Source organism: Streptomyces sp. AHU1 (assembly GCF_045343905.1).
In the GTDB taxonomy this organism is placed as follows: Bacteria; Actinomycetota; Actinomycetes; order Streptomycetales; family Streptomycetaceae; genus Streptomyces; species Streptomyces triticiradicis.
The window spans coordinates 1-14162 of the sequence record NZ_CP174284.1 but is presented as its reverse complement, the minus strand read 5'-3'; the positions used below and the strand labels follow the sequence as shown (position 1 = coordinate 14162).

8 protein-coding genes and 5 pseudogenes are annotated in these 14162 nt (G+C 66.3%); 4 read left to right on the top strand and 9 right to left on the bottom strand.

Annotation, left to right across the window (positions count from 1 at the left end):
* Positions 1 to 629: 629 nt before the first annotated feature.
* Positions 630 to 1492, bottom strand: a protein-coding gene (locus ACICHK_RS41195) for an IS5 family transposase (RefSeq protein ID WP_406841902.1) whose coding sequence is annotated in 2 segments (ribosomal slippage) — positions 630 to 1124 and positions 1127 to 1492 — 861 coding nt in all. Because the reading frame shifts where the segments join, the coding sequence is not laid out codon by codon here.
* 729 nt (positions 1493 to 2221) lie between these two features.
* Between ACICHK_RS41195 and ACICHK_RS41190 the strand changes: the two genes are divergently transcribed.
* Together ACICHK_RS41190 and ACICHK_RS41185 are read left to right on the top strand one after the other, a co-directional pair.
* The gene (locus ACICHK_RS41190) at positions 2222 to 3496 is read left to right on the top strand and encodes a cation:proton antiporter (RefSeq protein WP_406841470.1); all 1275 of its coding nucleotides are present in this window, start codon (positions 2222 to 2224) and stop codon (positions 3494 to 3496) included.
* A gap of 190 nt (positions 3497 to 3686) precedes the next feature.
* A pseudogene (locus ACICHK_RS41185) lies at positions 3687 to 4665 on the top strand (IS5 family transposase).
* A gap of 817 nt (positions 4666 to 5482) precedes the next feature.
* Here the strand turns inward: ACICHK_RS41185 and ACICHK_RS41180 are convergent.
* Positions 5483 to 5842: a hypothetical protein gene (locus ACICHK_RS41180; RefSeq protein ID WP_406841931.1), complete on the bottom strand. Its 360-nt coding sequence runs from the start codon at positions 5840 to 5842 to the stop codon at positions 5483 to 5485.
* A gap of 21 nt (positions 5843 to 5863) precedes the next feature.
* Here ACICHK_RS41180 and ACICHK_RS41175 point away from each other — a divergent pair.
* A pseudogene (locus tag ACICHK_RS41175) lies at positions 5864 to 6085 on the top strand (hypothetical protein); the annotation flags it as partial.
* Between the two features lie 124 nt (positions 6086 to 6209).
* Complete coding sequence (locus ACICHK_RS41170) at positions 6210 to 8525, top strand: hypothetical protein (protein WP_406841930.1); 2316 nt, start codon at positions 6210 to 6212, stop codon at positions 8523 to 8525.
* Positions 8526 to 8892: 367 nt separating this feature from the next.
* Here the strand turns inward: ACICHK_RS41170 and ACICHK_RS41165 are convergent, their stop codons facing one another.
* The 7 genes and pseudogenes from ACICHK_RS41165 to ACICHK_RS41135 form a co-directional block, all read right to left on the bottom strand.
* Positions 8893 to 9228: a hypothetical protein gene (locus ACICHK_RS41165; protein WP_406834978.1), complete on the bottom strand. Its 336-nt coding sequence runs from the start codon at positions 9226 to 9228 to the stop codon at positions 8893 to 8895.
* A gap of 477 nt (positions 9229 to 9705) precedes the next feature.
* Complete coding sequence (locus ACICHK_RS41160; RefSeq protein WP_406834976.1) at positions 9706 to 10548, bottom strand: pentapeptide repeat-containing protein; 843 nt, start codon at positions 10546 to 10548, stop codon at positions 9706 to 9708.
* 165 nt (positions 10549 to 10713) lie between these two features.
* Positions 10714 to 11208 carry a hypothetical protein gene (locus tag ACICHK_RS41155; protein ID WP_406834974.1) on the bottom strand — a complete coding sequence of 165 codons (495 nt, stop codon included), beginning with the start codon at positions 11206 to 11208 and terminating at the stop codon, positions 10714 to 10716.
* A 291-nt stretch (positions 11209 to 11499) separates the two neighbouring features.
* Positions 11500 to 11820, bottom strand: a pseudogene (locus ACICHK_RS41150) (transposase); the annotation flags it as partial.
* Between the two features lie 276 nt (positions 11821 to 12096).
* On the bottom strand, positions 12097 to 12618 hold the full coding sequence (locus ACICHK_RS41145; protein WP_406841929.1) for a TOBE domain-containing protein: 522 nt from the start codon (positions 12616 to 12618) through the stop codon (positions 12097 to 12099).
* Positions 12619 to 12663: 45 nt separating this feature from the next.
* Positions 12664 to 13275 (bottom strand): annotated as a pseudogene (locus tag ACICHK_RS41140) (ATP-binding cassette domain-containing protein); the annotation flags it as partial.
* A gap of 493 nt (positions 13276 to 13768) precedes the next feature.
* A pseudogene (locus ACICHK_RS41135) lies at positions 13769 to 14080 on the bottom strand (ATP-binding cassette domain-containing protein); the annotation flags it as partial.
* Positions 14081 to 14162 lie beyond the last annotated feature (82 nt).

Below are 14162 nucleotides of genomic sequence, written 5' to 3'. Positions count from 1 at the left end.
CTGCCACTGACATACCCTGGCCGTACACGGGGTTGTAGGTGGCGACGGCATCACCCAGGACGATGAAGCCCTCCAGCCAGGCGCGAGCCTTCTCGAAGTAGCGGCGCGCTTGCGCGTGCTCCGGCTCAAAACCACGTCAGTGACAGGCTCGGCGCCGACAACGAGCTCGCCCACGATCGGGTGCCGCAGGCCGAGAGCGAACTCGGTAAAATCCTCATTACTGGCAGTGGGTTCGCCGCCGCGCGTGCCGCCCAGGCTGACGAGCCACTCACCGTTCTCGACGGGCACCGTGAGTGGATCGCCGAGTACACGGGGGCGGCCGTTTCGACGGTGGCGCGGTGGTACGCCCAGCGGAGCACACAGCCTGCGCAGTTGCGGCAACCAAAGCGCGCTTGTGTCGTGGATCGTCGGCACTATTTCGATCAGCAGGCCGTGGAGGCTTTCTGGGCGGCCTGGCAGGAGGACGTGGGCAATGCCCCGACTTGGTTCTGGCCGGCGGCCGCGAGACGGGCAAGGAGCCCGTGGAGGGGGCTCTGGGCGCCAGGTCCGGGACCGGGCTGTCGGGGTTGTTCTGGACAAGCTGCGCCTGGTTGGCGGGCCTCGCCGCGGCCTAGGGACTTTCGTTTGGATCACCGGGCGGACCATAGGAAGATGCCTGCGATGTGGAGTCCGGCCAGGTAGATGGTCGCGGTCTTCTCGTAGCGGGTCGCGATGCCTCGCCACTGCTTCAGGCGGTTGATGCACCGTTCGACGGTGTTGCGCTGCTTGTAGATCTCGCGATCGAAGGCCGGCGGCCTGCCGCCCCGACTGCCCCGTCGGAGGCGGTGGCCGCGCTGGTCCGCCGGGACCGGAATCACCGTCCGGATGCCGCGCCTGCGCAGATGGTCGCGGATCGCGCGGGACGAGTAGGCCCTGTCCGCCAGGACCATGTCCGGTCTGGTGCGCGGACGGCCTCGTCGCCGAGGAACGCGCAGGCGGGCCATGACGGCGGTGAAAGCGGGTGCATCACCCGCCTGCCCGGCGGTGAGGACGAACGCCAGGGGCCGGCAGCGGGAATCGGCCGCGAGGTGGATCTTGGTGGTCAGCCCGCCGCGGGACCTGCCGATGGCGTGGTCGGCGGGTTCGCCGGCCGGGGCCCCTTTTTGCGAGCCCCGGCAGCGTGCTGGTGAGCCCGCACGATCGTGGAGTCCACCGACACGGCCCAGGCCAGGTCGTCGTCCGCATCGGCCTGGGCCATCAGCGCGGTGAAGACGCGTTCCCAGGTGCCGTCCACAGCCCACATCCGCAACCGGTTGTAGATACCCCGCCACTTGCCGTACCTGTCCGGCAAGTGGACCCACTGCGTCCCGGTCTGGAACTTGAACGCGATCGCGTCGATCACCTCTCGGTGATCCCGCCAGCGACCACCCCGCTGCGGCGTCCGGTCCGGGAGCAACGGCTCGATCCGCGCCCACTGCGCATCTGTTAACGGCACACCCAGACCAACGACCACCTGATCCAAACGAAACTGCCTAGCGGCGGATCTCGCTCGTGAGCACGGGGGCGGCTACCCCAGTTGGCACCATGCTGTCGTCGAAGCCACCGCAGTCTACAAACGAGAGCAGGGAACGCGCAGCGGCACACGGTCCCTCAATGAGAGGCCAGCTACGGGGCCTGACGTGCCATAGCCCTGGACAGTCAGAGCCGAGACGGTCGCCTGTCGCAGACTGCTGCGCGACGTTTTCTTCGGATCCCTCTCGCCGCCCGCCCGCCACCTTCACTCTCTTTCTCTTCTGTCTTGCCCACCCCGCCCAGAACGCACAAACCACGAACCAGCGGACAACGGTTCACTGTCGCGGCGGCCGCAGGGTACTGCCCATGCGGTACGCATCACACTCTTTAAATATGCATCAGAAATGCAAAATTGCTAGAGTCTGACTACGCCGCCGGATCTTGGGAGCCAGATCCGGGAACCGTGTCACACCAGCCGTACGGTCGGCAGAAGGAGGGGCGTTCGCAGGCGTAACCCAGGACCCGGAACAGCTCCGGTGCGAGCCCGAACGGCCGCAGGCCCGCGCCACCCGGAAGCGGCAACATTCACCCACCCGTTCCACAGCGGAATATCCACCGGACCCCGGCTTCGCCACGGTGCCGCGCAAAACGCACCACGCACGGCACGGTGGGTCCCCGTCCGCGCAACAGCCCCGGCTGTCGTGGGAGCGTCCACGCCACGAACGTCGGCTTGACGGACCACACATCCCTCGCCACTGGAGTCCCCATGGGCTACGACAACCTTCTGATCGTGCTGGCCATAGCGGCCGGTGTGCCGCTTCTGCTCGCCACAGTCCCCCGGCTTCCCCTCCCCGGCGCGGTGCTCGAAATCCTGGCGGGCATCGTCCTCGGCCCGGCCGTGCTGAACGTCGTCAAGGCGGACACCGCCGTCAACATGCTGTCGGTCATCGGCCTGGGCTTCCTGCTGTTCCTCGCCGGCCTGGAGATCGACATCCAGCAGCTCCGCGGGCCCCGCGCGCAGCTGATCGGCACCGGCCTGTTCGCCTCGACTGCCCTTGCGGCTGCGGTCGGCTGGCTCATGCACATCGCCGGACTCGTCGAGAACCCCCTGCTGATCGGCACTGCTCTCATGGCGACGGCGCTCGGTCTGCTGGTCCCGATCCTCAAGGACTCCGGAGCGATCGACCAGCCGGTGGGACAGCTGACGATCGGCGGCGCATCGTCCGGCGAGGTCGGAGCCGTCATCCTTCTGTCGCTGCTCTTCACGGAAAGAAGCTCCGGTGCGGGCTCGAAGATCCTCCTTCTCCTTGCCCTGGCCGGGATTTCGGCGCTCATCGTCGCGGCATCCGTACGCATCGGACAGTGGGCCTGGCTGACCGGCACCCTCGACCGGCTGGCCGACACCAGTGCCCAGATCCGCATCCGGCTGGCGATGCTGCTGGTCGTCGGACTCTCGGCGATGGCGCTCCACCTGGGCTTCGAGGCCATCCTCGGCGCCTTCGTCGCAGGTGCCGTCCTCCGGCTGGTCGACCCCGACGCCGAACGGTCCCACCCCCGGTTCCACATGAAGCTCGCCGGCCTCGGCTACGGATTCCTCGTTCCTGTGTTCTTCGTGACAAGCGGTATCCAGTTCAACCTCGGCGCCCTGTTCGAGAACGCCGGGACCGTCCTCCGGGTGCCGATGTTCCTGGCCGCGTTGCTGCTGGTCCGCGGCCTTCCGGCACTGCTGTACCGCGCAGCCGGACTCTCCTGGCCGGATGTCGCGGCCGGCGCTCTGCTCCAGGCCACATCACTGCCAGTCATAGTGGCCGCGGCGACCATCGGCCTGAAACTGGACGTCATTCGGCCCGAGAACGCGTCCGCGCTGGTCGCCGCCGGGCTGCTCTCCGTGGTCTTCTTCCCCTTGATCGCGCTGCCCCTTCTGCACCGCTCCCGGCAGCACCCGGCAGCGGATGGCCGAACCCAGCGGGGTACCGGACACCCGCGTTCTGCCGCTCACCCATGAAATCGTGTCACTGAGCCACGCCCGTAACCTGGTGCAGTTGCTGTGCTGTTCGGGGAGGCTGGTGACACGACTGGCTGCCGATTCCGGTGTGGGGCCTACTGCCTGGGCGCCCCCTAGGGGCTGTGTGATGTCGTGATCAGTTGGCGGGTTCTTCCCTCTTCGGGCAGTAGAAACCGGTAGGACATCGGTTGTGATTCGTAGGCAACTCACCGACGATCAGTGGAAGTTCATCGAGCCGTACCTGCCGATCGGTGAGTACGGCCCCTATCCCGAGCGGTTGCGAGAGCAGTTCGAGGGAGTGATCTGGCGGTTCCGCTCCAGTGGCCAGTGGCGGGAGATGCCCGCCGAGTTCGGCCCCTGGGCCACCGTCTACGGACGATTTCGGGTCTGGCGCAACGCCGGTGTCTTCTCCGCTCTGCTGGAAGGCATGATCGCCGCAGCAGCCCGCGTGGACCAGACGGATCTGTCGCTGGTCAGTGTGGACTCCACGACGGTCCGTGCCCACCACGACGCCGCGGGGATGCGAGTGAGTGAGGACCTCATGGAAGTCCTCGAGGAGGCCGCGCGGGAGCAGGAGCGGGCCCGGCAAAGGGGGCGGGCCGCAGGAGCAGAACGGACAGGCCGAGCGGCAACGCATCCGACGCCGGCGCAGGATCCGCTTGAAGCAAGCCCTGCTCGGCAGGTCCCGGGGTGGCCTGAGCAGCAAAATCCATCTCGCCTCGGACCGCAGATGCCGCCCGCTCACGCTCGTCCTGACCGCAGGGCATGCAGGTGACAGTCCGCAGTTCATCCCCGTACTGCAAAGAGTGCGCATCCGGCTGCCCGTCGGCCGTCCCCGCACCAGGCCCGGTGCGGTCGCCGCGGACAGGGCCTACTCGTCCCGCGGAAACCGCGCCCACCTGCGCAGACGCAACATCAAAGCGGTCATCCCGGAGAAGAAGGACCAGGCCGCCAACCGGAAGAAGAAGGGCGCCAGGGGCGGCCGGCCCGTCAGCCACGACACCGATCTCTACAAGGAGCGCAACACCGTCGAGCGCCTGATCAACAAACTGAAGGCCTGGCGAGGAATCGCCACCCGATACGACAAGTCACCCGAGAGCTACCTCGCCGGCCTCCACCTCCGCGCCTCGATGATCTGGATCGACGACCTCCTGAAGACTCCAGGCTGATCACGACGTCACACAGGCCCTAGAGTGCCCTCTCCGCGAGCTGCACAAGGAAGCCAGCGTGAGCGCCGAGCACTGGACACCGTTGGGCTCGCACGCCATCACGCTGAAGTCCCCCGCATGCATCCACCTCGTGGACGCTGATCGCGTCCGAACCTTCGCAGGGCGAGGGCCCAGGCGTCCGAATGCGAACCGTCCTTGTCACGCCCCACCTATCGGTTATGACCTCCTATCATGGGACGCTGCTCCACCGGAGGTTCGGAGCAAACAGTGTGCGTGGGTAGATCGGGGTGCGGTCGGGGTGAGCAGGGCGGGACAGGCCGGGGAAGTCGGCAGTGTCTTCCGGTGCGAGCTGGCCGTGCACTTGGCCGTACACGGGCTCCGTGGCCGCCCGGTGTCGGGGCTGGACGTTCACGCAGAGGTGTGCCCCGTCCGGCTGGACTTCGAGACCAGCGACCCGACCGACGACATCCGTGTCACCTTCTCCGACGGGCGCCGCGCCTATGTGTCCGCGAAGCGGAAGATCAACCGAGGGCGTCCGCTGGAAGAGACACTAACGGGGTGGGTGGGACAGGTTTCAACGCTCGGTCCCGACGATCTTCTGGTCATCGCTGGCGAGGAACTCGTCGGTCCGGTAAAGAACCTCAACCGGGCTCTACGACGCCACCGTGCGGGCCTGCGCATGGAGACTGGTGACGAGTCCAGGGCCCTCGCACTCCTCTCCGACCGGCTTCCGTCGCGGGTCCGCGAACTCGTCCTCGACCGGGCGCGTGTTCTCCACCTGCCCGGCTCGACGGGACCGGCGCCGCACCGCGACTTTCTAGCTGCCCTGATGGACCTCGTCGTGGCGGACGCTCAGGGACACCGTGCCGTGAGCGCCCTGGCCGACTTCTTCCATCGGCAGGCGGGCGAGGCGCTCGGGAGTTCCGCCGAGGACTGGGTTGCTGCCCTGACCACCTCGGGCGTGACTGTGCTCCCGGACCACCGGGGTCCACTGGCTATGCGCCTGGCCTCCCGTCGGAACGCCGTCGACTCGTACCGGACCCGACTCACAGCGGAGGCTGGACGGATCGACCTCAGCCTGCTCGCCGACGATCTCCCACCCCTCGTCGTCGACGATCTCGTCGGCGACCTCCGGATCGACGTGGAGGGCGAGCGTACTTCCTCCTTTCTCCTCCAATACCTGAGGCGCTGGCGTCGCATGCTCATCGTGGGGCAACCGGGCTCAGGCAAGTCGGTAGCGGTACGCGAGATCGCGGCCCACTGCGCCAGCCACGCCGACGCCCCGACCCCGATCCCTGTGTCGCTGTCACGTCTGCTGAAGAGACAGCCACAACGCCTGACCCTCGACAGCCTGGTCAATGACGCCATCGCAGACACCGTGGCGGACACGGACCGAGAACCGCTCGCCGCGTACCTGCATGAGGAAATCGATCAAGGGCGCGTCCTCCTCCTCTGCGACGGGCTAGACGAATGGGGGACGCGCGCCATGGGTCGCGCAACAACTCGAAGAGATTCAAGCGTCTCTGCACCCCTCCTGCGGGTTCGTGATCACGACACGAGCGAACACGCAAGGGGCGGCGGCCCGACTCGGCCTGCCCCGGGTCGAGCTCGCGCCTCCACAAAATCTCGACGCAACGGTCGACAGCATCCTCGTCGCCTGTGCCGACGCACGGATTCCAGAGCCAGACCGCGCGGCCTTCCTGGCGATGCGACGCGCCTGGATCAAGGATGCAAAAGAGGAGCACGCGCACCTGCTCGCGGTGCCACTGCTCGCCGCTCTGCTCGCCCTCGTCTGCGCGAACACGCGGGACTCAGACCTTCCCAAAGGGCGTGCGGCGTTGTTGCATCGCGCGGTACAACAGTCCGTGCACCGGTGGGAGCGTCTACGGGGGACACTCGACCCGGCCCGACCCTGGGCACCCGCCCTGACGACAGACATGCTCCTCGACGGATTTGTCACGCTCGGACGGCTCCTCGTCAGCGAGGTGACCCCTCCAGCAGAACGCGCCCTCGAGTCACTGACCGGCATGCTGAGGGACCCGCTGCGATGGGCTATGCCGCCCGCCGCAGCCAGCGAGGTGGCGGAGCATGTCCTCCGGTTCTGGGATGAGCACGTAGCTGTGTTTGTGGTGAACGGTGCGGGCGACCTCACCGCCCGCAGCAAAGTTTTCGCTGAGATCGCAACGGCCATGTGGGCACAGTCGTGCGGGGCCGATGAACTACAAGGTTGGCTGCGCCACGCCCTCGTACACACGGACTCCGACGGGGCTATCGCCCTTGCTGCCGGACTCGATTCCCGCACGGCTGAGGCTCTACTCGACGTCGGCGAGACACAGCGGGAAGCCGCCCTCATGGTGGCCGAGCTCGCGGCGCGCGGTGTCGTGACCCTTTCCCACGGCGAACTGGAACGAGCCCTGGACCAGCTCACGGCCGGTGCTCTCGGCGCGCTCGCGGGCGAGCCAGTACTCCCGCGCGGCCCTGGAAAACCCCCGGAGTTCCTCCCGGCGCTGTGGGACAAGACGCGCCACGCGGGGCCCTGGCCCTTCGTGGAGGCCGCATGCCTGCTGGCGCTGCCCTCGACATCGAGGAATCGGCGAGCGGACCTTGTGGAGCTGTCCGAACTCGATGACATTGCCGAGTCGATCGCAAAGGCCCTGTGCGTGCTGACGGACGCTCGTACGGACGCTGCCCCCTTGAGCGGAGCGGAGATCGACGCGCTCCGCGCGGTGCTGGCGCTTCCCCTGCCGCAGGAATCCGAGATGGTGAAGAAAGGGAGGCGCAGTTGGAAGATGGTCAGTGGCGGCCGCCTTACACCAGGGCTTGAGCAAGTCGCCCTGGGCATGGCCGAACACCTGGCAGTGCTTCCCAATGATGCAGGTGAGTACGTGTTCGCCCTCGCGGGGCGCACGCCTGGGAACGTAGCCGAGAGGATCTACGCCGCACTCACACGCGCGGGATTCGACACGAGTCGGCGTTGGGGGAACATGGCCGCCCAGCTGCGAGACTGGGCATCCGGTGCCCAAGACGACAGGGCGGCCCTCCTCTCCGACCTCGTGTCGCTCCACAACCCGTGCCCGGAGTCCGCGGGCGGGGACTTCTGGTCGCTCACCGCCCTCGGCGACCTTCTCGCGGCGACGGGATACTCCGAGTCCTCGGTGATCGAGATCGACCGCGCCTTCGCCCACGACAGCGCGGCGGAGCGCCGGGCGTGGCTCGACGCGATGGCTGACGCGTACGGCATCGACAAGGCAGCCGTGGCAACCCAGGCTCGTCATTTCCAGAAGATCAGCATGCCCGATGCTCTGCTGGAAGAATGGCTCGTCACGGGCACACCCCCTCTGGTCAAGCCCTCGCCCATCCCAGGCGTCGGGCTAATCCTCACAGACGCCCAACAGACGACGTTGCTGGCGTGCCTAGAAGCGGACTCCTCGTGGATGGCTTGGTCGGCAGCCAACGTACTGATCAACCTGGAGGAGGGGCGCGTTCCGTGGGACGGTCAGAAGCTGTTCGACAGGAACATGACCCATTGGCCTCGCGGCCGAGCGGCCCTATTCCATGCCATCGCCCTCATGACCTCAGGCGATCGGCGCTCTTCGCTCCTGGCACAGGCTGCTTCCTCGGAATCGGCGGACCACCGGGTGGCGGCGAGCATGCTGATCTCTGCCGTACCACATCTCGACCCCAACGGTTCCATCATGGAGGCGCTACGCCGGGACGCCGACCTGTCGGTCCGTCCGAAGGACGCTCATCAAACCACGCCAGCCCCGACGCACTGGAGTTGCAACCACTGCCGGCGGGTCCAAGCCCTCGACACAGAGGACTGTCCGGGGTGCGACGACGGTGTGCGCCCTCGGTCCTGAGTAAGGAGTCAGGAGCGACGGCCGCACGCGGCACGTCGGGTAGAGGTCTCACTGCAGACTGACCGTGGCTGCGAGGCCGTGTGAGCGGATAGCTCGGCCCAGACGTCATGAGCGGGATCGTCCAGGATGTCTGGTGGCGTTGAGCAGGTAGAACAGCAGCACTCGTCATCATCGAGCATCCTCCGGCAAAGATCCGATCCCGCTCCTGACGAGTTGGTGCGTGATAGCGGGTGGGCAGTCTCTGGGCGGCTGCGGACTGGCAAAGGCTTTGGCGTCTCAGTCATTGCGCGGATCATAGGGAGCTGCCGGGCTTGCTTCGCCCGTTCTCCGGGCCCTGCGTGGCGGTCCCGGCCCATGGAAGTGAAGGTCATTCGGAGGCAGCTATCTGCCCGCCGGGACAGAAGACGGCTTCTGCCGCCAGGGCGAACGTGGAACCGTCGGCCAGGCTCAAGCCAATGTCCTCACTGGTGTTGTGCGCGAGGATCGCGGCGTCCGTGACCGGATCGTCCTTGAGCGTCGCACACGCTCCCAGCGCACCAAACAGTGCGTCCTTCTCCGTCACGCCCGGCGGGTACTCCAGGGGCCGTACAGCCTCCAGGAATTTCTCCTGATAGGCGTTGTAGTGGTGGCCCTCCTCAACGGCGATAGAGCCCGGGGCCGGCTCGGAGTCTTCTGCAAAGAAGTCGTGGATCCCGTAGCTCACGCCAACGAGCAAGAGTGCGACGCCTATGCACCCTCCGGCATCACGACTCATTCGTCCCCCGCCCCTGGTGGTGCTGCGAGGAGCAAGCTCTTCGCGACGCTGATTGTGCGAAGCACCATACGCGAACCCGCAGGAGCGGACCGTGGGAACTGGCAGCCCCCTCCACGCTTCAAGCCGCTTATCAAGAAGCGCATCGCGTCAGCACGCTGATGACGTGTGGCAGACGAGCCTTCTGCGGATCCTCGAGCGCCTGCAGGCCGCAGGGTTCACCATGGCTTCTGCCCCTCAGCAGTCGGGATGCCCCCCACTGCTCGGTCTCCGTAGCGCCATCGTCCTCGTCTTCGGCATGCTGACCGGCATCGGTGCTGCCCTGCTGACGTACCGTACGCAGCGCTCCACGCCCGCCGCCCTGCTGGCTGCGGGCGCTGATTCGGGCGGTCTCAGCCGAACCGTCCTCAGACGCATTGCCTCTGAGGTTCAGCGTTTCAACGGTGAGACGGTAAGCCGGTGGACTCTTGTGCGTAGGACGACCCACATCCCGTCACCTACGCACAAAGACCGGGCCATCATGAGGCTCTCCAGGTCTGGTGGCCACTGGGTGGCCGCACTCCAGCGAGCTCCGGAAAGGTAGAGGAGGCCGCGGCCGGTGTGTTGCCAGGGGCCGGTGTCGATGTCGTCGAAAACGGCACCGCTGAGATCGGCTTCCTCAAAGTCAGTCTTCCAGAGCTGGGCACCAGTCAAGTCGGCGTCCCGCAGGTCTGCGCCAGCGAGGATGGCACCGCGCAGATCGGCTCTTCTCAAGTTGCAGCCGTGGAAGTGACCATTCCTGAGTAGTTGGCGCCGTAGGTCTGTGCCGCTGAGGTCGGCTTCCTCCAGGTTGGCTGTGTGAAGCACTGTTCGGAGCCGCGCGCCTCGCAAGTCGGCGCCGTGCAGGTCTGTGTGGTGCAAGTCGGCGTTTCTCAGGTCGGCACCTTGAAGGTCGGCACCGCGCAACATCGCGTCACAGAGCACTGCTTCCCGCAGGTCCGCACCAGAGAGCCGGGCATGTCCAAGGGTTGCTTTCGTAAGGCGCGCATTGCGCAAGTCAGCATCCGATAGATCCGCCTGCCGCAGGTCACAGCTGTTCAGATGGCCGTCCCTGAGATCGGCATTGCGCAGATCAATACCCTCCAGACTCGCAAAGGTGAGGTTGGCTACTTGCAGATTGGCGCCACGGAGGTCAGCATCCCTCAGATCTGCGTCTCGTAAATCAGCCCCACGCAGATTCGCACCGCGAAGTGCCGCACCGCGGAGACTGGCTTTAGGCAGTCCCACGTTCACCAACTGCGCGCTGCTGCCCTCAGCAGCCGCGCTGACTCGGCGTCTGGACGCGGTCCTTCGCTGACGGACGCCCGTCGTGTCTGGGCTGGACGCGGTATAAAAGGCCGCTGCGCGACGAGAGAACCGAGACGACCCGGCCGACAAAACTGTCTGCTCGCACCGCAGTCACTCTCCCTCAGTTGCGCCGGTTGCCTGGCCGACTGCCGGCTCAGAGGAGGACAGCGGTCCTCCTGCTTGCCAGGAACCGTCGACCGCGCTGTCCTCCGCCTGGGACGGGGAAATGCTCTTGTCGCCGTGAACGAGGAGTGGAACCAGGGTCGTCACTTTCTCCAGAAGGAGGGGAGCAGTGGCACCTGTGAGCACAGAAATCCAGGCCGAGGCAGTTTGAGGTGAGGTACTCACCACGGTTGCTGACAGGCCTCCGCCGACCATGACGCGCAGTGTGCCAGCGACGCCATAGGCAAGCAGGCCCGGCGCGGCCAACTCCTGTGGGGGCTGGTGCCCCAGCCGGGTGGGAACAGCGGCCCGGTTCGGAGTCAGCGTGCTCGCCCCTACGCACCACGGCAGCCTGTGCCACCGGCGAACCGCGATGATGAAGTCGAGTGCCTCCATGGCGAACCCGCCGAAAGCACCCCACACCACACCTTCCCAGAGTTGCATGGCGACGACGATAGGCAGGCACGCAGAGAGCGGTGAGACATGACGCAAAGCGAGTGCCATGTGAGCTGATTCGTCGCATCCCGGCTTCTCTAAGACCAAACCTGACGGTCTGGGAGACGAAGGCGCAGGCCCGGCAGGACATTTTTTGGGTGGATCGCGGAACATTACAACCGGAAGCGGATTCACTCCACCATCGGCTACGTCACGCCATACCAGGCGAGGGTCCGCTGCCACCAGCGGCTGGACCTCGCGGCATAAAACGGAAGTGTCGGACCCGAGGAGTCACTTCCCATGCCCGACGTCCCCGGGGACGCCACAGGATGCGCTGCGGGCGACCGTGCCCGCCTCGGCCTTCGGCGAGGCGGGATCCCAGGTCTCGGGCAGGAACAGCCGCCAGTTGATCGCTGCCGAGGCGTGGTCGGACGCAAGGTGGAGCGAGACGCCGAGCTGGCAGTAGGTGACCTTGCCCGCGGTGCCGCTGTACTGCCGCGACACGCATGCCGAGGCCGTCCCGTCCTTGAGGAACCCGGTGTCGTCGAAGAAGAAGGCATCAGGCCCCATCACTTCCTCGATCCGCCAGGCGAGCTGGGCCCGGATACCTGCCGGGTCCCAGACTTACGGCCGCCTGGAGTGTGGCGGATTGTGTGACGGTGAGACCAGCACCTATGTGCGGTCGGTGATGCCGAGGAGTCTCGCGAAAACCTTGGTCATCGCCTGCCCGAGCACGCTCGTCGCCAGCCCCGAAGCCTTTCTGGAGCAGCGCGTCGACCACGGGCTCGCAGAGTCGTCCTGCGGCCGGCCGCCCGAAGCGATCGTTAAGATCGCAGTACCAGCTGACCGTCCGCGTACGGAAGAACCTTGGCGCGCGGCAGGTGCACGAGGACCTCCTCACCGGAAGGGACCCTCCTCCCGCGGCGTCTTGACTGTGACGAGTTGCCCAGCGACCTCGACCTCGAGCACACGCTGTGCGCCGTGGTCGCTGACGCCCCGCAGCCGGCCGGGGAAGGTATTGGGGCCGGGGCCCTTGACGACTTTGACGTATTCGGGGCGAACACCGATCTGCACCTCGGTCGTGCTCTGGGGAATGATGTCCCAGGCAGCGGATAGCGTTCGGCCGCACAGCGTGAAGCGCCCGCCGCTTTGGTCTACGGTCAGGAAGTTCATCGCCGGTGAGCCGATGAAGTAGCCGACGTATGTAGAGGAGGGCGCCTCGAAAAGCTGCTCGGGGGTGCCCTGCTGCACAGCGCGGCCATCCTTCATGACCAGCAATTCCTGCGCGAAGCTCATCGCCTCGTACTGGTCGTGGGTCACATAGATCACCGTAGGCTGGAACTGTTCGGTGATCTCACGGATCTTGCGCCGTAGCGAGTGCTTCAGCTGCGGGTCGATGACGGTGAGTGGTTCGTCCATCAGTACTGCGGCTACGTCGTCACGGACCAGGCCGCGGCCTAGTGAGATCAGCTGTTTGTCGTCGGCGGTGAGTCCGCGAGCGGGTTGCCGCAGCCGGTCGTGCAGGTCCAGGGCCTCGGCGACCTGATGCACCTTGGCGTCGATCCTTGTCTTGTCCCAGCGTCGGCACTGCAGCGGGAATGCGAGGTTCTCGTAGACCGTCATTGACTTGTAGATGACGGGGAACTGGAAGACCTGGGCGATATTGCGTGCCTTCGTGGGCAGGGCGGTGACGTCGATGCCGTCGAACAGCACCTGCCCTTGGGAGGGTCTGACCAGGCCGGAAAGGATGTTCAGCAGCGTCGTCTTGCCGCAGCCCGAGGGTCCGACCAGCGCATAGGTCTTGCCGGATTCGAAGGTCAGCTTCAGCGGCTTGAGCCCACCGTTCCTGTTCGGCTCCCGGCGCGTACGCGTGCCCGACGTCGACGATGTCCAACTGCGCCATGTCAACGCCCTTCCGCTGAAGCGAGATCGTATGAAGGTGTCCGCACGAGCATCCCCTGCTCGTCGAAGGCGAACAGCCGGTCGGGACGGAGCCGGAGTCTGACCAGGTCGCCGAAGGCGACATCGTGGATGCCTTCGATCTGTACGACGAAGGGGTCTCGCCGACGGCCACATGGACGAAGGTCTCGGAGCCGGAGATCTCCACAAAGGTGACCTGGCCCTCGACCCCGCTGGACGCCAGGCTGACGTCGGTGGCGCGTAGCCCGAACTGGTAGGCACCGTCGTCCAGGTCGGCCAGGTGTGCGGAGGCGTGCGTGGCCTGGAAGCCGGCCACCGTGACCTGGCCGCCGTCGAGCCGGCCCTGGAAGATGTTCATGGGTGGGTCGTTGATGATGGACGCCACTGTGGTGGTCGCCGGGTGTTCGTAGACCTCTTGCGGGGTGCCGGTCTGGAGGATGCGTCCCTCGTGCATGACCATGACCACGTCGCCGAGCATCATCGCCTCGGCGGGTTCGGTGGTCGTGTAGATGACGATCGTGTCGCCTTGGTCCGAGAAGAGGGCTTTCAACTCGTCGCGTAGTTGCTCGCGCAGCTTGTAGTCCAGGTTGGCGAGTGGCTCGTCGAGCAGGAGGATGCCGGTGTCCCGGGCCAGGGCGCGGGCCATCGCGATGCGCTGCTGCTGGCCGCCGGAGAGCTGGGAGGGCTTGCGCTTCTCGAAGTCTGCAAGGCCCACGCTCGCCAGGCTCTGGCGGACGCGTTGCTGGATCGCGTCCCGTGACAGCCCGGCCCGCTTGAGCGGGAAGGCCACGTTGCCGAACACGTTGAGATGCGGGTAGTTGATGAACTGCTGGTAGACCATGGCAGTGTCGCGCCGCCACACGGGAGTCTTAAGGAAGTCTGCTCCTGCACGGGTCAGAGATCCGGAGTCCACTTTCTGCAGGCCGGCCAAGGCCCGCAGCAGCGTCGTCTTCCCGGCCATTGTGCGGCCGATGACGGTGTGGAGGCGTCCCGGCTGGAAGGTGGCGGTCACGTTTTTGAGGTGGTCGACGCCGTCGACGGTC